This is a genomic window from Bradyrhizobium sp. JR3.5 (assembly GCF_054057015.1).
The window spans coordinates 3205234-3225067 of record NZ_JBSRYV010000002.1; the positions used below are offsets into that span (position 1 = coordinate 3205234).

General features: G+C 64.1%; 16 protein-coding genes and 2 pseudogenes. 9 read left to right on the plus strand and 9 right to left on the minus strand.

Translation table 11 applies throughout. The annotated features are described in order from the left end of the window. The first annotated feature begins 251 nt into the window (after positions 1-251). Positions 252-1058 (plus strand): N-acyl homoserine lactonase family protein, encoded by an 807-nt coding sequence (locus ACVWW1_RS32260; protein ID WP_456658650.1) that lies wholly within the window; start codon positions 252-254, stop codon positions 1056-1058. Continuing rightward, the gene (locus ACVWW1_RS32265; protein ID WP_456658651.1) at positions 1012-1998 is read left to right on the plus strand and encodes an NAD(P)-dependent oxidoreductase; all 987 of its coding nucleotides are present in this window, start codon (positions 1012-1014) and stop codon (positions 1996-1998) included. The genes ACVWW1_RS32260 and ACVWW1_RS32265 overlap by 47 nt, the downstream gene beginning before the upstream one ends. 138 nt (positions 1999-2136) lie before the next feature. Here ACVWW1_RS32265 and ACVWW1_RS32270 read toward each other — a convergent pair whose 3' ends face one another. Then, complete coding sequence (locus ACVWW1_RS32270; protein ID WP_456660724.1) at positions 2137-2586, minus strand: MarR family winged helix-turn-helix transcriptional regulator; 450 nt, start codon at positions 2584-2586, stop codon at positions 2137-2139. A gap of 210 nt (positions 2587-2796) precedes the next feature. Here ACVWW1_RS32270 and ACVWW1_RS32275 point away from each other — a divergent pair, with 210 nt between their 5' ends. The 5 genes from ACVWW1_RS32275 (at position 2797) to fahA (ending at position 8580) form a co-directional block, all read left to right on the plus strand. Further along, positions 2797-4524: an FAD-dependent oxidoreductase gene (locus ACVWW1_RS32275; protein WP_456658652.1), complete on the plus strand. Its 1728-nt coding sequence runs from the start codon at positions 2797-2799 to the stop codon at positions 4522-4524. A 9-nt stretch (positions 4525-4533) separates the two neighbouring features. Then, entirely contained in the window at positions 4534-4767 is a 234-nt protein-coding gene (locus ACVWW1_RS32280; protein WP_456658653.1) for a DUF2783 domain-containing protein, read from the plus strand. A 28-nt stretch (positions 4768-4795) separates the two neighbouring features. Further along, on the plus strand, positions 4796-5752 hold the full coding sequence (locus ACVWW1_RS32285; protein WP_456658654.1) for an MBL fold metallo-hydrolase: 957 nt from the start codon (positions 4796-4798) through the stop codon (positions 5750-5752). After that, positions 5752-7098 (plus strand): homogentisate 1,2-dioxygenase, encoded by a 1347-nt coding sequence (gene hmgA / locus ACVWW1_RS32290; RefSeq protein WP_456658655.1) that lies wholly within the window; start codon positions 5752-5754, stop codon positions 7096-7098. Before ACVWW1_RS32285 ends, hmgA begins: the two co-directional genes overlap by 1 nt. A 210-nt stretch (positions 7099-7308) precedes the next feature. Then, positions 7309-8580 carry a fumarylacetoacetase gene (fahA, locus tag ACVWW1_RS32295; protein WP_456658656.1) on the plus strand — a complete coding sequence of 424 codons (1272 nt, stop codon included), beginning with the start codon at positions 7309-7311 and terminating at the stop codon, positions 8578-8580. 525 nt (positions 8581-9105) lie between these two features. Here the strand turns inward: fahA and ACVWW1_RS32300 are convergent. From ACVWW1_RS32300 to ACVWW1_RS32310, 3 genes and pseudogenes are all read right to left on the minus strand, one after another. Further along, positions 9106-10264 (minus strand): annotated as a pseudogene (locus ACVWW1_RS32300) (IS110 family RNA-guided transposase). Positions 10265-10368: 104 nt separating this feature from the next. After that, a complete protein-coding gene (locus ACVWW1_RS32305) occupies positions 10369-10680 on the minus strand; it encodes a DUF1272 domain-containing protein (RefSeq protein ID WP_456658657.1) in 312 nt (103 codons plus the stop codon). 86 nt (positions 10681-10766) lie between these two features. Then, positions 10767-11244, minus strand: a pseudogene (locus ACVWW1_RS32310) (Lrp/AsnC family transcriptional regulator). Between the two features lie 123 nt (positions 11245-11367). Here ACVWW1_RS32310 and hppD point away from each other — a divergent pair. Beyond that, positions 11368-12486 carry a 4-hydroxyphenylpyruvate dioxygenase gene (hppD, locus tag ACVWW1_RS32315; protein WP_456658658.1) on the plus strand — a complete coding sequence of 373 codons (1119 nt, stop codon included), beginning with the start codon at positions 11368-11370 and terminating at the stop codon, positions 12484-12486. A 119-nt stretch (positions 12487-12605) separates the two neighbouring features. Here the strand turns inward: hppD and ACVWW1_RS32320 are convergent, their stop codons facing one another. The 5 genes from ACVWW1_RS32320 to ACVWW1_RS32340 form a co-directional block, all read right to left on the minus strand. After that, the gene (locus ACVWW1_RS32320; protein ID WP_456658659.1) at positions 12606-13718 is read right to left on the minus strand and encodes a CaiB/BaiF CoA transferase family protein; all 1113 of its coding nucleotides are present in this window, start codon (positions 13716-13718) and stop codon (positions 12606-12608) included. Between the two features lie 249 nt (positions 13719-13967). After that, positions 13968-14768 carry an FAD binding domain-containing protein gene (locus ACVWW1_RS32325; protein ID WP_207833872.1) on the minus strand — a complete coding sequence of 267 codons (801 nt, stop codon included), beginning with the start codon at positions 14766-14768 and terminating at the stop codon, positions 13968-13970. Positions 14769-14781: 13 nt separating this feature from the next. After that, positions 14782-17121 (minus strand): xanthine dehydrogenase family protein molybdopterin-binding subunit, encoded by a 2340-nt coding sequence (locus ACVWW1_RS32330; protein WP_456658660.1) that lies wholly within the window; start codon positions 17119-17121, stop codon positions 14782-14784. A gap of 90 nt (positions 17122-17211) precedes the next feature. Next, positions 17212-17697, minus strand: coding sequence for a (2Fe-2S)-binding protein (locus ACVWW1_RS32335; protein ID WP_097675807.1), 486 nt, complete (start codon positions 17695-17697; stop codon positions 17212-17214). Positions 17698-17965: 268 nt separating this feature from the next. Then, positions 17966-18166, minus strand: coding sequence for a hypothetical protein (locus ACVWW1_RS32340; protein WP_224924731.1), 201 nt, complete (start codon positions 18164-18166; stop codon positions 17966-17968). Here ACVWW1_RS32340 and ACVWW1_RS32345 point away from each other — a divergent pair. Next, positions 18150-19817: a PQQ-dependent dehydrogenase, methanol/ethanol family gene (locus tag ACVWW1_RS32345; protein WP_207833871.1), complete on the plus strand. Its 1668-nt coding sequence runs from the start codon at positions 18150-18152 to the stop codon at positions 19815-19817. The genes ACVWW1_RS32340 and ACVWW1_RS32345 overlap by 17 nt on opposite strands. Positions 19818-19834: the final 17 nt, after the last annotated feature.

Here is a 19834-nt window from a genome sequence, read left to right on the forward strand (position 1 = left end):
CGGCCTGCGGCACCATCGCTAATCGCGGCGGCGGTAACGAGGCCGCAGTGCAACAGCCGCGATCATGGCGGCCATCGCCTCCGTGGCATGGTGCAGGTTCCTGCGACTGGATAGTGTGATTGCATTCACAGAGGCTGCGGCCGTCCTGTCATGCGCTCGTCGCACTTTGCGCGGTTTGACCTTTGCGCGAGGCGATGGCTTTGTGGTCGGGACGCCGAGCCATTCAAGAACAGCCAACAAGAGCGAAACCGATGGGAAACGCCTACGAAATCTACGCCCTGCGCTATGCGACCATGTCGCCGCGCACCCCTCACCTCAATTTCCTGGTGCCCGATCCGCACGACACCACGGCGCAGGATCTCGATTATTTCGTCTGGCTGATTCGCGGCCATGGCCGCGACATCCTGGTCGACACCGGCTTCAACGCCGAGGAGGCCAAGGTGCGCGCCCGCAAGCTGACGCTCAACCCGGTCGATGCGCTGGCCGGCTTCGGCGTCAGCGCCGACGCGATCCGCGACGTCATCGTCACCCATCTGCATTATGACCACGCCGGCAATCTGGATCGCTTCCCGAATGCCAAATTCCATCTGCAGGAACGCGAGATGAGCTACGCGACCGGCCGCTGCATGTGCAACGGCATGCTGCGCCATCCGTTCTCCATTGAACATGTCACGCAGATGGTGCGCCATGTCTATGGCGAGCGCGTCACCTTCCATTCCGGTGACGGCGAGATCGCGCCCGGCGTCACCGTGCATCGCGTCGGCGGCCATTCCGACGGCCTGCAAGTGGTGCGGGTCGAGACCGCGCGCGGCCCGGTCGTGCTGGCGTCGGACGCCGCGCATTATTATGCGAACCTGCACAAGCGTAGCCCGTTCCCGATCGTCTACAATGTCGGCGACATGGCGCAGGGCTGGGAGACCGTCGAGCGGCTTGCCGGTCATCCCGACCGCTTCATCCCGGGCCACGATCCGATCGTCAGCGAGATCTATCCGCGCGCCAGCGACAAGGTCGATGCGTTCGCATTGCATCTGGCGCCATCGCGATCGTTCGCGAAATAGCCTCGCGGAGCTCCGCGCATCTGCAACACGTCAAGAAACGTCAAAAAGAAGAAGCGATATGACTGAATACAAGACCCTCGGATTCATCGGCCTCGGCGTGATGGGTGAGCCGATTTGCCGCAACCTGGTCAAGAAGAGCGGCAAGCGCGTTATCGTGTTCGACCTGTCGATTGAGCCGCTGCAGCGTCTGCGCGGCGACGGCGCCGAGATTGCCGGCTCGGTCGCCGATGTCATCAAGCAGAGCGATGTGCTGTTCCTCTGCCTGCCGAGCGCCAAGCATGTGCGCGCGGTGTTCGAAGGCGACGGCATTCTGAAGAACATCAGAAGCGGCCAGGTCGTGGTCGATCTCGGTACGTCTTCGGTCAGCCAGACCCGCGACTTTGCCGGCCAGTTGCAGGCGAAGGGGGCGGCCTGGGCCGACGCGCCGATCGCACGCACCCGGCAAGCGGCGCAGGACGGCACGCTCAGCGTGATGGTCGGTGCGGTGCCCGTGCTCTACGCCGCGATCGAGCCCTTGATCCGCTGCTTTGCCACCGACGTCACCAATTGCGGCGACGTCGGCGCGGGGCAGGTGACCAAGATCCTCAACAACATGGTGCTGTTCGAGACCGTGAACGCGCTGGCCGAGGCCGTCGCGGTGGCGAAGCACAATGGCGTCGATCCAAAGCTGCTGCTGGAAACCCTGTCGAAGGGCTCGGCCGACAGCTTTGCGCTGCGCAACCACGGCATGAAGGCGATCGTGCCCGGCCTGTTTCCGGAGCGCGCGTTCTCGACCGAATATGCGTTGAAGGATCTGTCCTACGCGCTGGAACTCGCCGCCGACGCCGGCATCAGGATCCGCGGCGCGGAGCTGATCGGCACGGTGCTGCAGGAGGCGATCGACAAGGGATCGAAGGATAATTATTTCCCTGTCATAGCGAAGCATATCGATCGGGCGTAACTCCCCCGTCGTCATTCCGGGGCTCGCGAAGCGAGAGCCCGGAATCCATCGGGCCGCACGTTTCGTGGATAAATGGATTTCGGGCTCGTGCTGCGCACGCCCTCAGGTGCGCAATTGCGCACCGGGGAATGACAAATCCTAATACACGTCCTTCGCGTCGGCCTCTTCGCTGGTTTGCACCAGCTCGAGGCTGGTCTCGACCTTGCCGAGCAGGCGTGCGAGATCGCGGCGCTCCTGCGCGGACAGGCAGGATAGGATCTCCTGCTCCTTGCGCAGCAGGCGCGGGATCAGCTCCTCATAGAGCGTCTGGCCCTTCCGGGTCAGTTGCAGGCGGAATTCGCGGCGGTCGTCGGCGTTCTCGACACGCTCGACGATCTCGCGCTCCATCAGCGCCGAGACGGCGCGGCTGATGGTGGATTTGTGGGTGCGGGTGCAATGCGCGATATATTGCGCGCTGCAGGGATCGCTGCGGAAGCCGAGCGTGGCGAGCACGCGCCACTCGGGAATGTCGAGGCCGTAGCGTGCCTGATATTCGCTCGACAGCGCCGAGGATACCTCGGCCGCCAGCCGGTTCAGGCGGAACGGCATGAAGTGGAACAGGTCGAGGCGCTTCTTGGTTGGCGCGACATTGTCGCGCGCGTCCGCTTCCACGGCGCTGCGCGGCCGGGTCTGGAGGCTGGCTTGCAGAGGTCCTAGCCAAAAATTCCTCCAATTTGAGTTGACGGCGGGCCCGACTGGGAGTTTAAGATAGTTGCAAGTGAGACTAATTTAGCAAGGTCGCGGCCGACTCGCAAGGTTTTGTCGCAAAAGGTCCTGGTCGCAAACCAGTCGCACAAGCCGCAGCCAAAAGCCGCCGGCATCAGGGAACATCCAGGGTCACGCAATCAGGGTCACGCAATGGCACAAGCCAATACGGCACAGGCCAAAACCCAGTTCGGCTATCGCCGTCATCCCGACCAGGAGCGGTCGGGCGCCAACGTCGCGGAGCATCCGGTCGTGGTGGTCGGCGCCGGGCCGGTGGGATTGTCGCTCGCGATCGACCTCGCCCAGCGCGGCCAGCGCGTGGTGCTGCTCGACGATGCCGACCGGATTGGCGAGGGCTCGCGCGCGATCTGCTTCTCGAAGCGCTCGCTGGAGTTCTGGGACCGCCTCGGGGTCGGCGACCGCATGGTCGAGAAGGGCGTGGTGTGGAGCGTCGGCAAGATCTTCCACGGTGCCTCGCAGCTCTACCAGTTCAATTTGCTTCCCGAGGAGGGCCACAAGCGGCCCGCCTTCATCAACCTGCAGCAGTTCTATGCCGAGGCCTATCTGGTCGATCGGGTCGAGCAGCTGCCTGAAATCGATCTGCGCTGGCGTAACAAGGTGATCGCGCTGGAAAGCCGCAACGATGGCGTCGCGTTGACCATCGCGACCCCGGAAGGCACGTACCAGGTGCACGCCTCTTTTGTCGTCGCCTGCGATGGCGCCCGCTCGTCGCTGCGGCAGATGGTCGGTGCGGACTTTGCGGGGCAGGTGTTCGAGGACCAGTTCCTGATCGCCGACGTCAAGATGACCGCGGCATTCCCGACGGAACGCTGGTTCTGGTTCGATCCGCCGTTCCACGCCGGACGCTCGGCGCTGCTGCACAAGCAGCCGGACGACATCTGGCGGATCGACCTGCAGCTCAATCCGGATGCCGATCCGGTGGCCGAGAAGCAGCCGGAGAATGTCCGGCCGCGGATCGAGCGCATGCTCGGGCACGACAAGTTCGAGTTCGAATGGATCTCGATCTACAAGTTCCAGTGCCGCCGGATGGCCAGGTTCATCCACGGCCGCGTGATCTTTGCCGGTGATTCCGCGCACCAGGTCTCGCCGTTCGGTGCGCGCGGCGCCAATTCCGGGCTCGAGGATGCCGAGAATCTGGCGTGGAAGCTCGATCGCGTGTTGCGCGGGCTGTCGCCCGAGGGCTTGCTGGAGAGCTATCATATCGAGCGCAGCGCGGCGGCGGATGAGAACATCCGCGAGTCCACCCGCTCGACCGATTTCATGGCGCCGGTGACCCGGCAGGAGGCGCGGCTGCGCCAGGCCGTGCTGTCGCTCGCAGAGGATACCGAGTTCGGCAAGCGCATGGTCAATGGCGGCCGGCTGTCGGTGCCGTCGGTCTACGACACGCCGCTGTCGAGTGGCGATCGCGACAGCTGGCGCGGCGGCCCGCGGCCGGGCGCCTCGATGGTGGACGCGCCGGTGACCGAGCAAGGCGGCGGTTCCAGCTATCTGACCGAGGTTTTCATCAAGCAGAGAACGCGTTTCACGCTGCTGGAGTTTGGTAATGGCGCGGCTGTCGATGTCCCTGACGGCGTCGGCACCATCCGGGTCGGTGGCGAGGGCGGGCTGGTCGACGCGCAAGGCCTTGCCGGCAAGCGCTACGATGCCGCGCCCGGCACCGCCTATCTGCTGCGGCCGGACGGCTATGTCGCGGCACGCTTCCGCAACGTCACGCGGCCCGCACTCGACGCGGCGCTGGCGCGCGCAGCCGGCCTGAATTGAGGAGCGGTCATGGCTCTGTCGACGAGTTCGAACTTCGTCAGTCCCGATGACGCCTTCCGCGCCATCGTCGAGGCGCATCGCGGCCTCACAGAGACGCAGAGTGCCGATCTCGATGCCGCCCTGGTGCTGGTGCTCGCCAATCACATCGGCGATCTCGACGTGCTGCGCGAGGCGATCGCGCTGGCGAAGCGGCGGATGCTGGACGTGAGCCAGCAGCAACAACAGCAACAGCAACAACAATAGCACTGATCAAACGGACAGGATTGAACTGATGGCCAAAGGTTTTGCATCGACCACGGATCTCGCGGAGAAGAAGGTCACCTTCTCCGAGATCGGCACCGATCTCTACGCCTTCACCGCCGAGGGCGATCCCAACACCGCTGTCATCGTCGGTGACGATGGCTGCCTGGTGTTCGACGCGCAGGCGACGCCGGCGATGGCGAACAAGGTGATCGAGCGGGTCAAGGCCGTGACCGACAAGCCGATCAAATATGTCGTGCTGTCGCACTATCATGCGGTGCGCGTGCTTGGCGCCTCCGCCTATCACGCACAGGGCATCGTCGCCTCGCAGGAGACCTATCGCCTGATCCAGGAGCGCGGCCAGCAGGACTGGGATTCCGAATATGGCCGCTTCCCACGGCTGTTTCAGGATGCCGCGAGCATTCCCGGCCTGACCTGGCCGACGCTGACCTTCGAAGGCGAGATGTCGATCTATCTCGGCAAGCGCGAGGTGCGGCTGATGCAGCTCGGCGCCGGCCACACCTCCGGCGATATCGTCGCCTGGGTGCCGGACGCCGAGGTGATGTTCTCCGGAGACCTCATCGAATATCACTCGGCTTGCTATTGCGGCGATGCGCATCTGCGCGAATGGCCGATGACGCTGAACGAGATCCGCGCCTTCAATCCGAAGGCGATCGCGCCGGGCCGCGGCGATGCGCTGAAGGGCCTCGAGACCGGGCGCGATGCGATCGCGATGACCCGCGATTTCGTCACCACGCTCTACGGTGCCGCCGAATCCTCCGTCGCCAAGGGCCGCAGCCTGAAGGAATCGATGGCGGCGACGCGCGAGGTGATGGATCCGAAATTCTCTGACTTTGCGATCTACGAGCACTGCCTGCCGTTCAACGTTTCGCGCGCCTATGACGAGGCGTCCGGGATCGACGATCCCGTGATTTGGACCGACAAGCGCGACCAGGAAATGTGGGCCGCCCTGCAAGGAGGATCATGATGAACATCAATACCTCGCCTGAGCAGATCGTTCGCAGCTCGGGGCAAGTCACGCCGGGCTACATGTCCGGCTTCGGCAACAGCTTCGAGACCGAGGCCTTGCCCGGCGCGCTGCCGATGGGGCGCAACTCGCCGCAGCGCTGCGCCTATGGGCTCTATGCCGAACAACTCTCGGGTTCGCCGTTCACGGCGCCGCGCGGCACCAACGAGCGCTCCTGGCTCTATCGCATCCGTCCCTCGGTGCGGCATTCCGGCCGCTTCGCCAAGGCGGATGCCGGGCTGTGGCGCACCGCGCCGTGCCACGAATACGACATGCCGATCGCGCAGCTGCGCTGGGATCCTGCTCCGATCCCGAAGCAGGACATGACCTTCCTGCAGGGCGTGCAGACCATGACCACGGCCGGTGACGCGAATACGCAGGCCGGCATGGCGGCGCACGTCTATCTCATCACCAAATCGATGGTCGATCAGCATTTCTACAATGCCGATGGCGAGATGATGTTCGTGCTGCAGCAGGGCAATCTGCGCCTCGTCACCGAGTTCGGCCGCATCGATGCCGAACCGGGCGAGATCGTGGTGATCCCGCGCGGCGTCAAATTCCGCGTCGAGATTCCGAATGGCCCGGCGCGCGGCTATCTCTGCGAGAACTACGGCGGCGCCTTCACGCTGCCGGAGCGCGGCCCGATCGGCGCCAATTGCCTGGCCAATTCGCGCGACTTCCTGACGCCGGTGGCTGCCTACGAGGACAAGGACACGCCGACCGAGCTCTACGTGAAGTGGGGCGGCGCGCTGTTCAAGACCATGCTGCCGCATTCGCCGATCGATGTCGTCGCCTGGCACGGCAATTACGCGCCATATAAATACGACCTGCGCACCTTCTCGCCGGTCGGCGCGATCGCGTTCGATCATCCCGATCCGTCGATCTTCACGGTTTTGACCTCGCCGTCGGAGACCGCCGGCACCGCGAACATCGACTTCGTGATCTTCCCGGAGCGCTGGATGGTGGCCGACAACACCTTCCGGCCGCCGTGGTATCACATGAACATCATGTCCGAGTTCATGGGCCTGATCTACGGCGTCTACGACGCCAAGCCGCAAGGCTTCGTCCCCGGCGGCATCTCGCTGCACAACATGATGCTGCCGCATGGCCCTGATCGTGAAGCCTTCGAGCATGCCAGCAATGGCGAGCTCAAGCCCGTGAAGCTGACCGGCACCATGGCCTTCATGTTCGAGACGCGCTACCCACAGCGGGTCACGCAGCATGCCGCGACCTCGGCGACGCTGCAGGACGACTACTCGGATTGCTGGAAGGGGTTGGAGAAGAAGTTCGACCCGAACAAGCCGTGACGCCTCCACCCTCCCCTGGAGGGGGAGGGTCGGTTCGCATGCAGCGAAGCGGAATGCGAAACGGGATGGGGGTGATCTCTCAACCGGGCGATGTGTTCGCGGATAGACCGTCACCCCACCCCGCCGCTCATTTCATTCGCGTCGACCCTCCCCCTCCAGGGGAGGGTAAAGAAGATCAGCTGTTGCACTTGATTGCACATCGGAACCCCCATGCCCCACCCCAACGACCCAAAGCTCCGCTCCTTCATCGACATCGCGCCCACTTCGGACTTCCCGATCCAGAACCTGCCCTACGGCGTGTTTTCGTCGAAGGACGGCCTTGCGCCACGCGTCGGCGTCGCGATCGGCGACTATGTGCTCGACCTCTGGGAGCTCGAACAGGACGCGCGGCTCGATGTCGGGCCACTCGGCGTGTTCTCGCAGCCGTCGCTCAATGCCTTCATGGCGCGCGGGCCGAAGGTCTGGTCGGCGACGCGGGCGCGGATCAGCGAGCTGTTGCGCGCCGATCATCCCGAGCTGCGCGACAACAGGGAATTGCGGGCGCGGGCGCTGGTGCCGATGGCGGACGTCCGGCTGCACATGCCGTTCGCCGTCTCGGGCTATACCGATTTCTATTCGTCGAAGGAGCACGCCACCAATGTCGGCGTCATGTTCCGCGGCAAGGACAATGCGCTGCAGCCGAACTGGCTGCACATGCCGATCGGCTACAACGGCCGCGCCTCGACCGTGGTGGTTGGCGGCACCAAGGTGCGGCGGCCGCGCGGGCAGCTGAAGCCGCCGACCGCAGACGTGCCGAGCTTCGGCGCCTGCAAGCGGCTCGACTTCGAGCTCGAGATGGGCGTCGTGGTTGGCCAGGCCTCGCCGATGGGCGAGATGCTCACCGAGAAGCAGGCCGAGGAGATGATCTTCGGCTTCGTCATTCTCAACGACTGGAGCGCGCGCGACATCCAGCAATGGGAGTATGTGCCGCTCGGCCCGTTCCAGGCCAAGGCGTTCGCGACCTCGATCAGCCCGTGGGTGGTGACGCGCGAGGCGCTGGAGCCGTTCCGCATGCAGGGCCCGGCGCAGCAGCCGGAGCCGCTCGCTTATCTCAAGCAGACCCAGCCGAACAATTACGACTTGCAGCTCGACGTCGCGCTGCGCGCCGGTGCGATGAACGAAGCGAAGACGATCTGCAGCACCAGCTTCAAATACATGTACTGGTCGTCGGTGCAGCAACTGGTGCACCACGCCTCCAGCGGCTGCGCGATGAATGTCGGCGATCTCTTAGGGTCCGGCACGATCTCCGGTCCCGAAAAGCATCAGCGTGGCAGCCTGCTCGAAATCAGCTGGAACGGCACCGAGCCGGTCGAGCTTGCCAGCGGCGTCACGCGCTCGTTCCTGGAGGACGGCGATTCACTCGTCATGCGCGGCTGGTGCCAGGGCGACGGCTATCGCATAGGCTTTGGCGAGGTCGAAGGAACGATCGTCGCGGCGGAGTAGGTTGTTTCTCCGTCATTGCGAGCGAAGCGAAGCAATCCATCTATCCCCGCACGGAGAGGTGGATTGCTCACATGGGGATTTGGTGTGTCAAGATTTATGGTCAGCTCTTTGTTCGATTTTCGGGCCAGCTCTTCGTCCCGACCATGGGCCGGTTTGGAAGGCGCGCGCAGATCAGGTCAAGACCGGCCCGGCAGGGCCGCCGCGAAGCGGCTTGGTCTTGAGCTGAGCGAGCACGCCTTCAGGCTCGTCGGGTCGGGAAGTGCGGCGTGAACTCCTCCTATGTTCGGCGATCCAAGGGTCGAGCCAGTTCGGGCAATCTGGTTTGCATGCCAGATCAAACTCACATTCGGTCGTCGCTCGGTGGCGACTGCACCAACATTCCGCTTGCGGCGGGCAGGCTCGAGAGGACGGGACCATTCTTCGTTGCGGCGTTTGAAGCCATGCAATCCATCGGTTCGTCCGCCCGGATCGGCCGAGGCTGATCAACCTCGGCAGATTGGTTTTAAGCTTGCAGGAAGCCACGCATCAGGCGGCCTTCATCTCGGCCCCCTCGATCACGACGCCGGCGGTCACGTATTTCCACAGTGCCCACGAGCAGCTTGCGGGCCAGCGCCACGATCGCGCGCTTGCGGCCGCACTGCGCCTTGAACCATTGGGTCAGCGCCGATTGCGGCTGGTGGCGCACCCAGAGCCAAGCGAGCTGGATCATCGTGGTTCTCAGGCGCGGATTGCCGGCTTTCGACACGCCTTGCTCGCGCTCGATCCCACCACTGCGCCAGGGCGTCGGCGCAAGTCCGACATAAGATGCGACCTGACGGCGGTTGGCGAACTGCCGCCAGAAGGCTTCCGACCACAGAACGGCAGCGAAGTTCGAGCCCAAACTCTTCAGACCGAGCAGCATCGCAACCGGGGTCGATGCAGCCTTCCCGCCCGACGGCTTGCTCGCGGCCAGCAACGCATCCTGCTCGCGCTCCACCGCCGCAATCTGCTCCAGCAGCAGTTCGAGCCGGTCGAGCTCACGGTCGATCTGCGCCTTCAGATGCGGCAGTAATGCGCGCCCGTCTCCAGTCCGCAAGGCCTCCAGCCGCTTCCGTCGATCCCGCCGCAACGGCGCATAACCCGATATCCCTTGCGCGAACAGAAGACCCTTGATCCGGTTCACATGCTCGACCCGCTCCGCGATCAATGTCCTCCGTTCGCGGCACAGCCGGCGGCGATCCTCCTCTTCGGGAGAGGGAGCAACAACCATGGCGCAGACCCGAGGCTCGCCGCGCTTGTAGGCCAGAAGCGTCCGCAACAGTGTCTCCCCATCCAGCCTGTCCGTCTTGGCTCGCTGGCGCCGGCGCGGCGTCGCAATCGAGGCCGGATCCACCACATGGCTCTCAATGCCTTCCTGCTGCAGGGCCCGGTGAAGCCAGAACCCATCCAGCCCCGCCTCCTGGATGGTGATGATCGGATAACTCTCGCCCGTGCGCGCCTGCGCCTTGCGCTTCAGCTCCGCGAACAGCTTCAGCAGTTCCGCAAGATCGCCGGCCACCACGCTGTGTTTGGACATCTTCTCGCCTTTGCCCGGCGAAAGCGAGGTGACCAGCCAAGTCGAACGGCTCAGTTCCAATGACGCGAAAATTGCGCCAAACTGAGTGCGGATAGCGGCCAGTTTGTCGGAAGGATGATCGAGCAACATCGTCGTCTCCAGGTTGAATGGGTGCAACCTCAGTCTGGCCTCAGACTTGGTCGCTATCCACTCCCCATGGAATCTTCGCTTCGCTCGCAATGACGAGAGGAACCTCACCGCTCCTCGGGCCTGACATCCCTCAGCCGCGCCGTATTCGCCGCGCAGTCCTCGAGGCTGTATTTCAAATGCACCCGCTGGTCCGACGGCGGCTGGTTCGCGATGCAGACGCCCGGCCGCCACGGCTTGGCGGGCCGGATCGGCCGCGGCGCGAAGCCGCCGCCGCAGTTCGGGCAGACATTGCCGAGCTTCGTCTCCGCGCAATCCGCACAGAACGTGCATTCATACGAGCAAATCCGGGCGTCGACAGCGCTCGGTGGCAGGTCCTTGTCGCAATATTCGCAGTTCGGTCGCAGCTGCAGCGCCATGGTCGTCTCTCTAACTGGATGTTGGTGGAATGATCGCAGGTCGTGCCACCGAAGCGAATGACGGAATTCCCTCGATTTGCGCCAGGTTAGGTCGGTAACGCCTTCAGCGGCAGCTTGGTGCTCTCCTTCAGGCGGTCGAGCACGATCGAGGAGCGCACATGCGCCACGCTCTGGTGCGGCATCAACACGTTGTTGACGATGTCGGACAGGCTCTTCAGGTCGCGCAGCATCACCTTCAGCACGTAATCGGCATCGCCGGTCAGTGCATAGGCCTCCTGGATGTCGTCAACGCGGTTGACCAGCTCGCGAAACCGCTTGGCGTTGTCGGGCGAGTGGGTCGCGAGCGTGATGTGGATGAAGGCAATCAGGCCGAAGCCGAGCGCTTCGCCGGCGAGGTCGGCATGGTAGCCGGAAATCACCTTCTCCTCCTCCAGCCGCATCCGTCGCCGCGAGCATTGTGAGGCTGACAGCCCGACCAGGTCGGCCAAGCTGCTGGTTGGTGAGCCGGCCGTCGTCCTGTAGCGCGGCCAGCATTTTGAGGTCGAAGGCGTCGACGTCTGGCATGCGTAAAATGTCCATTTCATGCACGGATCGTGTGCGATTCTAACAAATCAGGGGCCATTTTGCACGCACGTTGCGCAGCAGGTGACGGAAACTGATCTCCAGACAAATCAGGGAGTTACCGCCATGGGGCCGTTTCCGCACGACGCGCCGCCGGCCGAGATCAGCGCCGACAACCCGATGGGCACCGACGGCTTCGAGTTCGTCGAATATGCCCATCCCAATCCGGCCGAGCTGCATGCCCTGTTCAAGCTGATGGGCTTTGTCGCGGTCGCCCGCCACAAGACCAAGGCGATCACGGTCTACCGCCAGGGCGACATCAACTATCTCGTCAACGAGGAGCCCGGCAGCCACGGCTTCAACTTCGTCGCCGCGCACGGCCCCTGCGCGCCGTCGATGGCGTTCCGCGTGGTCGATGCCAAGCATGCCTATGAGCGCGCGATCGCGCTCGGCGCGGAGCCGGCGGATGTGTCGTCCGCGGCGAAGACGCTCGATGTGCCCGCGATCAAGGGCATCGGCGGCAGCCTGCTGTATTTCGTCGACTGCTACGGCGCCAAGGGTTCGGCCTATGATGCCGAGTTCGAGTGGCTCGGAGAGAAGAATCCGCGTCCCGCAGGCTCAGGCCTGTATTACGTCGATCATCTCACCCACAACGTCCATCGCGGCCGCATGGATGTCTGGACCGGCTTCTATGCCAAGCTGTTCAACTTCCGCCAGATCCGCTTCTTCGACATCGAGGGCCGCGCGTCCGGCCTGTTCTCGCGCGCGCTGACCAGCCCGGACGGCAAGATCCGGATCCCGATCAACGAGGATGCCGGCGATTCCGGGCAGATCGAGGAATATCTCAACACCTATCACGGCGAGGGCATCCAGCACATCGCCTGTGGCGCGCGCGACATCTATTCGACCGTCGAGACGCTGCGCGCGGACGGCCTGCCGTTCATGCCGTCGCCGCCCGACACCTATTTCGAGCGGATCGATGCCCGCCTGCCGCAGCATGGCGAGGACGTCGTGCGGCTCAAGAGCAACGGCATCCTGATCGACGGCGAAGGCGTGGTCGACGGCGGCCAGACCAAGGTGCTGCTGCAAATCTTCTCGGCGAATGCGATCGGGCCGATCTTCTTCGAATTCATCCAGCGCAAGGGCGACGACGGTTTCGGCGAAGGCAACTTCAAGGCGCTGTTCGAATCGATCGAGGAAGACCAGATCCGCCGCGGCGTGCTGAAGGTCGATCACGCGGCGTAGCTGCGCGGACCTGGTCGCGGCGTAGCCTGGTCATTGCGAGCGAAGCGAAGCAATCCATCTCGCCGCTCGCGGAGATATGGATTGCTTCGCTTCGCTCCCCGCAATGACGGTGGAGGAGGCTATTTTCCCGCCTTCCACGCGTTCGCCACGTCACCGATGCTGGCCAGCTCCGGCTCGCGGATCGCCGACGGCGTGCGCGAGAAGCGCGGCGCAGGGGCGGGCTGGGTGACGCCGTGGCGCTCGACGAACACCTGGCGGGCGGCCATATGCGGATGCTTGGGGGCTTCCTCCATGGTCAGGATCGGCGCGAAGCAGATGTCGGTGCCTTCCATGATTCCGCACCAGTCCGCGCGCGACTTGCTCTTGAACACCTTTTCCAGCTTGGCCTTCAGCGCCGGCCAGGCCTTGCGGTCCATCTGCGCGTCGAAGTCGGCGTCGGTCAGGTCGGCATGCTTGCGCAGCAGCGCATAGAACTGCGGCTCGATCGAGCCGATCGAGATGAAGTTGCCGCAGGAGCATTCGTAGACGCCGTAGAAATGCGCACCGCCGTCGAGGAAATTCTGGTCGCGGCCGCCGCTCCAGCGGCCCTGCGCGGCCATGTCGTAGAACATCGACATCAGCGAGGCTGCGCCGTCGCACATCGCGGTATCCACCACCTGGCCCTTGCCGGACTTCTGCGCTTCCAGCAGCGCGGCGAGCACGCCGACCACGAGGTAGAGCGCACCGCCGCCGAAATCGCCGACCAGGTTGAGCGGCGGCACCGGCTTCTCCTTGGTGCCGATCGCAGCGAGTGCGCCGGTGATCGAGATGTAGTTGATGTCGTGGCCGGCGGCGTTCGCCAGCGGGCCTTCCTGGCCCCAGCCGGTCATGCGGCCGAAGACCAGCTTGGGATTGCGCGCGAGCACGACGTCGGGGCCGAGACCGAGACGCTCCATCACGCCGGGACGGAAGCCTTCGATCAGTGCATCGGCATGGCTGAGCAGGTCGAGCACTTCAGCAATCGCCGCCTTGTTCTTGAGGTCGAGCTCGATGACTTTGCGGCCACGGGTGGCCACCGCCTTCAAATTCTTGCCGGCGCCGACCCGATCGAGGGTGATGACCTCGGCGCCCATGTCGGCGAGCAGCATGCAGGCGAACGGGCCGGGGCCGATGCCGGCGAATTCGACGATGCGGAAGCCGGCGAGCGGGCCCGAAATGCGAGCGGCGGTTTGGGAGGCAGGTTTATCGAGCACGTTGTTATCCGTTCGTTGTGGGGCGTTAAGCGGCTGAGGTGTTTGCGGCTGGCTTGGTGCCGAATGTCATGCCTTCTCCCAGCCGTCCGTGGGACGGTATTTTTAATTAGCTGATTAGCTAAATTGTCTCGCCGAACGCGCGATGAGGCAAGCGTCTTTTGCCCCGACGTGCCGGTAAAACGAGGCGCCGGTAGAACGCGAACGGCGCGCATCGCTGCGCGCCGCCGCTCGACTTGTGTTTAGGCGCTATCAGCCGGCGGCAGTCACTGCCCGCTGTCCCATCACCTTCACCAGATTCGCGCGGTAGTCCGCCGAGCCGTGGATGTCGGCGAGCAGGCCGCTCGCCGCGATCGTGACGCTATCGAGCGCCGAGGCCGCCCAATTCGCCTTCAGCGCCTGCTCGATCGGCCCCACCCGCATGACGCCGCTTTGCGATGCACCGGTCGCGGTGACGCGGACGTCACCCGACTTGGTCTTGGCGACGAACACGCCAGTCAGGGCAAAGCGCGAGGCCGGGTTCGGAAACTTGGCATAACCCGCCTTGGCCGGGATCGGGAACGTGACCTGCGTGATGATCTCGCCATCCTCGAGCGCCGTCGTGAACAGGCCCTTGAAGAAGTCATCCGCCGGGATCGAGCGCTTGTTGGTCTTGACCGTCGCGCCGAGCGCCAGCACCGCCGCCGGATAATCCGCCGCCGGGTCGTTGTTGGCGAGCGAGCCGCCGATCGTGCCGCGATAGCGCACGGCGGGATCGCCGATCATCGACGCCAGATTGGCGAGCGCCGGGATCGCCTTCCTGACCGCATCGCTTTGCGCCACATCGTAATGCGGCGTTGCGGCCTTGATGGTGACGGTGTCGCCCGAAACCTCGATGCCGATCATCTCCTGCACCTTGGAAAGGTCGATCACGTCGGACGGGGCGGCGAGACGCTGCTTCATCACGGGGAGCAGGGTTTGTCCGCCGGCAAGGAATTTTGATTCCGTGCCCTTGGCAAACGTGGCTGCGGCGTCGGCGACCGAGGAAGCGCGGTGATAATTTGTCTCGTACATGGCTCTTCCTCCCTCAACCGTGAATGGCGTGCCAGACGCGATCGGGCGTCGCCGGCATTTCCAGCTTGTTGTTGCCGATGGCGTCCGTGATCGCGTTGATCACGGCAGCAGAGGCGCCGATCGCGCCGGCTTCGCCGCAGCCCTTGACGCCGAGCGGGTTGCCCGGACACAGCGTCGTGGTGTGGGAGAGCTGGAACGACGGCAGGTCGTCGGCGCGCGGCATGGTGTAGTCCATGAACGACGCGGTCACGAGCTGACCGGTGTCGTCATAGACCGCGCCCTCGAGCAGCGCCTGGCCGATGCCCTGCGCAAGGCCGCCATGGACCTGGCCTTCGACAATCATCGGGTTGATCAGCCGGCCGAAATCGTCCGCCGCCACGAAGTCGACGAAGGTGGTCTTGCCGGTGCCTGGATCGACCTCGAGCTCGCAGATATAGGCGCCGGCCGGGAAGGTGAAGTTGGTCGGGTCGTAGAACGCCGTCTCCTTCAGGCCGGGCTCCATGCCGTCGGGCAGGTTGTGCGCGGTGTAGGCCGCGAGTGCGACCATCGGCAGCGCGATCGCCTTGTCGGTGCCGGTGACCTTGAACTCGCCGTTCTCGATCACGATGTCGCTCTCGGAAGCCTCGAGCGCATGCGCCGCGATCTTCTTGGCCTTGGCTTCCACCTTCTCCATCGCCTTCACGATCGCCGCACCGCCGACCGCGATCGAGCGCGAGCCGTAGGTGCCCATGCCGAACTGCACCTTGTCGGTGTCGCCGTGGACGATCGACACCTGGCTGATCGGCACGCCGAGCCGCTCGGCGATGATCTGGCAGAACGTCGTTTCGTGGCCCTGGCCGTGGCTGTGCGAGCCGGTGAGCACCTCGATGGTGCCGACCGGATTGACACGGATTTCCGCCGATTCCCACAGGCCGACGCCGGCCCCGAGGCTGCCGACCGCCTTCGACGGCGCGATGCCGCAGGCCTCGATGTAGCAGGAGACGCCGATGCCGCGCAGCTTGCCACTGGCTTTGGCCTTGGCCTTGCGGGCCGGGAAGCCGGCATAGTCGATTGCCTTCATCGCCGCATCGATCGAGGCGTGGAAGTCGCCGACGTCATACGCCATGATCACCGGCGTCTGATACGGAAACTGGTTGATGAAGTTCTTCTTGCGCAGCTCGGTTGGGTCGACCTTCAGCTGCCGCGCCGCCGTCTCCATCATGCGCTCGAGCAGATAGCTCGCCTCGGGGCGGCCGGCGCCGCGATAGGCGTCGACCGGCGTGGTGTTGGTGTAGACGCCGGTCACCTCGGCATAGATCGCTGGGATCACATACTGGCCCGACAGCAGCGTCGCGTAGAGATAGGTCGGCACCGCCGAGGAAAACAGCGACATGTAGGCGCCGAAATTGGCGTGGGTCTTCACCCGCAGGCCAAGGATCTTGTTGTCCTTGTCGAACGCCATCTCCGCCTTCGAGACGTGGTCGCGGCCATGCGCGTCGGTCAGGAAGGCCTCGGAACGGTCTCCGGTCCACTTCACCGGGCGATTGACCTTCTTCGAGGCCCACAGCGCCACCATCTCTTCCGGATAGATGTAGATCTTGGAGCCGAAGCCGCCGCCGACGTCGGGTGCGATCACGCGCAGCTTGTGCTCGGGCGCGATGTTGTAGAACGCCGACAGCACGAGGCGGGCGACGTGCGGATTTTGCGAGGTGGTGTAGAGCGTGTAGTGCTCTTCGGCCTGGTCATATTGTGCGATCGCCGCGCGCGGCTCCATCGCGTTCGGCACCAGGCGGTTGTTGGTGAGCTCGAGCGTCACCACGTTGGCGGCCTTGCTGAAGGCGTCGCCGACCGCGGCTTCGTCGCCGATGTGCCAGTCATAGACGATGTTGCCGGGGGCTTCGGGATGCAGTTGCGGCGCGCCCGACTTGATCGCGGCCCTGACGTCGGCCACCGCGGGAAGTTCTTCGTAGTCGACGACGACGGCTTCCGCCGCGTCCTTGGCCAGGTTCTTGGTCTCGGCGATCACGACCGCGACGGCCTGTCCGACGAAGCGCACGGTCTCCGGCGCCATCGCCGGCCACGCGCCCATTTTCATCGGTGAGCCGTCCTTCGAGGTGATGGCCCAGCCGCAGATCAGATTGCCGACCTTGTCGTCGACGATCTGTTGTCCGGTCAGCACCGCGATCACGCCGGGCATCTTCATGGCCTCGGCGGAGTTGATGCCCTTTACCTTGGCATGTGCATGCGGGCTGCGGATGAAGTGAGCGTAGCTCATGCCCACCATTTTGACGTCGTCGACATAACGTCCCTGGCCGGTAATGAACCGGCGATCTTCCTTGCGCACGACTCGTGCGCCAATTCCTTCAACACCCATAGTCTAGTCCTCCCGACGGAGATTCGATTTGCCGCCGTTTCCATCGAGACCGGCGGTGATGAGCTTGATCGTGTGTACTGCGTGGGCCGGCTATTCGGCGGCCTGCGCGACCTTCATACGGCCGGCTGCATCGAGCACCGCCTTGACGATGTTATGGTAGCCGGTGCAGCGGCAGATGTTGCCTTCGAGCTCGTGGCGAACCGTTTCCTCGTCGAGCTTGCCGCCATGGCGGTGCACGATATCGACCGCGGACATGATCATGCCGGGGGTGCAATAGCCGCACTGCAGGCCGTGATTGTCGCGGAACGCCGCCTGCATCGGGTGCAGCTCGTCGCCCTTGGCGAGGCCTTCGATCGTGGTGACGTTGGAGCCCGCGGCCTGGCCGGCCAGCATGGTGCAGGATTTGACCGCCCGCCCATCGACATGGACGACGCAGGCGCCGCACTGGCTGGTATCGCAGCCGACATGGGTGCCGGTGAGGTTGAGGTTTTCGCGCAAGAGATGCACGAGGAGGGTCCGGTCCTCGACGTCGACCGAAACCGCCCTGCCGTTTACCGTCAGTTTGACTGTAGACACGCGTTTCTCCCAATAGCTTCGTTATGGGCCCAGTAGACCACGCTTCATATGGGACGTAACCGCGATCAAAGTCGTAGGTGCGGCCCTGTCGTGAAGGCGCCGGGCTGTACTTTCGATCCTAGCAGGCAGCCGTTCAATGAGCAATTTGCAAGCTGCCGGGAGCACGCTCCGGCGCGATGAAATCACCCCGCAGTGCAAGCGGTTTTCCGCAGATCAATGGCGCCTGCGGCGCGTCAAAATCGCCGCCGCGATTGCTACTACCTTCCGCCTATAACGACGCAATAGCGTTGCTGTCATTTTCATCGCCGACGCAGCGACAGAAGATCGCTGGTTCATGAAATTGGGTATCGATCCGCGCGCGCGATGCATCCATCGCGGCAACGAAACCATATTGGAGGAAGCCAATGAAGCTGAGGAGCGGGATTTTCTTTGCCGGTGTGTCGCTGGTCGCCATGGTGATGGCAAGCATTGGCGCGTCGAAAGCGAATGATTCCGTCGTGAAGGCGGCGTCCGATCCGAACGGATGGGCAATCGCCGGCCACGACTACGGTAATACGCGGTTCAGCCCGCTGAAGCAGATCAATTCCGAGAATGCGGGCAAGCTGCAGCTGGTCTATTCGCTGTCGCTGGCCTCGCTGCGCTCCAACGAGTCGTCGCCGCTGGTGATCGGCAAGACGCTGTATGTGTCGACGTCGTGGGGGCCGAAATACGTCTATGCAGTCGATGCCGCGACCGGCGCGCGCAAATGGACCTGGCAGCCCGATATTCCGGATGACGTGCTGCAATACGCCTGCTGCGACGTCAACAATCGCGGCGTGTCCTATGCCGACGGCAAGATCTTCGTCGGCCGGCTCGATGGCAAGCTGACCGCGCTCGATGCCGAGAGCGGTAAGGAGCTCTGGACCTCGACCGTCGTGGACTACAAGCAGGGCTCGGTCATCACCTCGCCGCCGCTCATCGTCCGCGACAAGGTGATCACCGGCTTCGGCGGCGGCGAATATGGCGTCCGCGGCTCGTTGCAGGCCTTCTCGCTCAAGGATGGCAAGCTGCTCTGGCAGACCTACACGGTGCCGGCGCCGGGCGAACCCGGCAGTGACACCTGGAAGGGCGACACCGGACTGCATGGCGGCGGCGCCGCCTGGCTGGTCGGCTCCTACGATGCCAAGTCCGACACGGTCTACTGGGGTACCAGCAATCCGGGACCGTGGAATACCGGCGTGCGCTCCACCGGCGACGGCAATTTCGGCAAGCTGACCAACCTCTACACGGCCTCGACGCTGGCGATCGATCCCAACACCGGCAAGATCAAGTGGCACATCCAGGGCACGCCGGCCGACGCCTGGGATTATGACGGCGTCAACGAGCTCTTGCTCGCCGACCTCAAGATCAAGGGCGCCGAGACGCCGGTCCTGATGAAGGCGGATCGTAACGGCTTTTTCTTCGTGGCCAACCGCGAGACCGGCAAGATGATCTCGGCCGAGAAATACGTCTTCGCCAACTGGGCCAAGAAGTGGGACATCAACACGATGCGGGCGGAAGAGGATCCGGACAAGCGTCCCGGCCCCGGCCATCCCGCCAAGGACATCTGCCCGAACCTGATCGGCGGCAAGAACTGGCAGCCGATGTCGTTCAACCCGCAGACCGGCCTCGTCTACATCCCGAGCAACAATGTGTGCATGGACTGGTCGGTCTCTGACGTGAACTACAAGCGCGGCGTGTTCTATCTCGGCGCCGAATTCCCCACCAAGCCGGGCCCCGGCGGCTTCCTCGGCGAACTCGTGGCCTGGGATCCGATCGCCAATAAGAAGGTGTGGAGCATCAAGGAAGACCTGCCCTTCAACGGCGGTACGCTGACGACTGGCGGCAATCTGGTGTTCTCCGGCAACCTGCATGGCGACTTCCGCGCCATCGATGCCAAGAACGGCAAGGTGCTGTGGAGCAAGAACCTCGGCAGCGGCATCGGCGCCGGTCCCGTGACCTATTCGGTCGACGGCAAGCAGTATGTCGCGATCGTGGTCGGACGCACCGCGGCGCTGCCGGCCTTCCTCGGTGACATCGGCAAGAAGATGGTCGCCGCGGCGCCGGAAGGCGGCTCGCTGTTCGTGTTCGCCCTGCAATAACGATCGTCAAGGAGGCA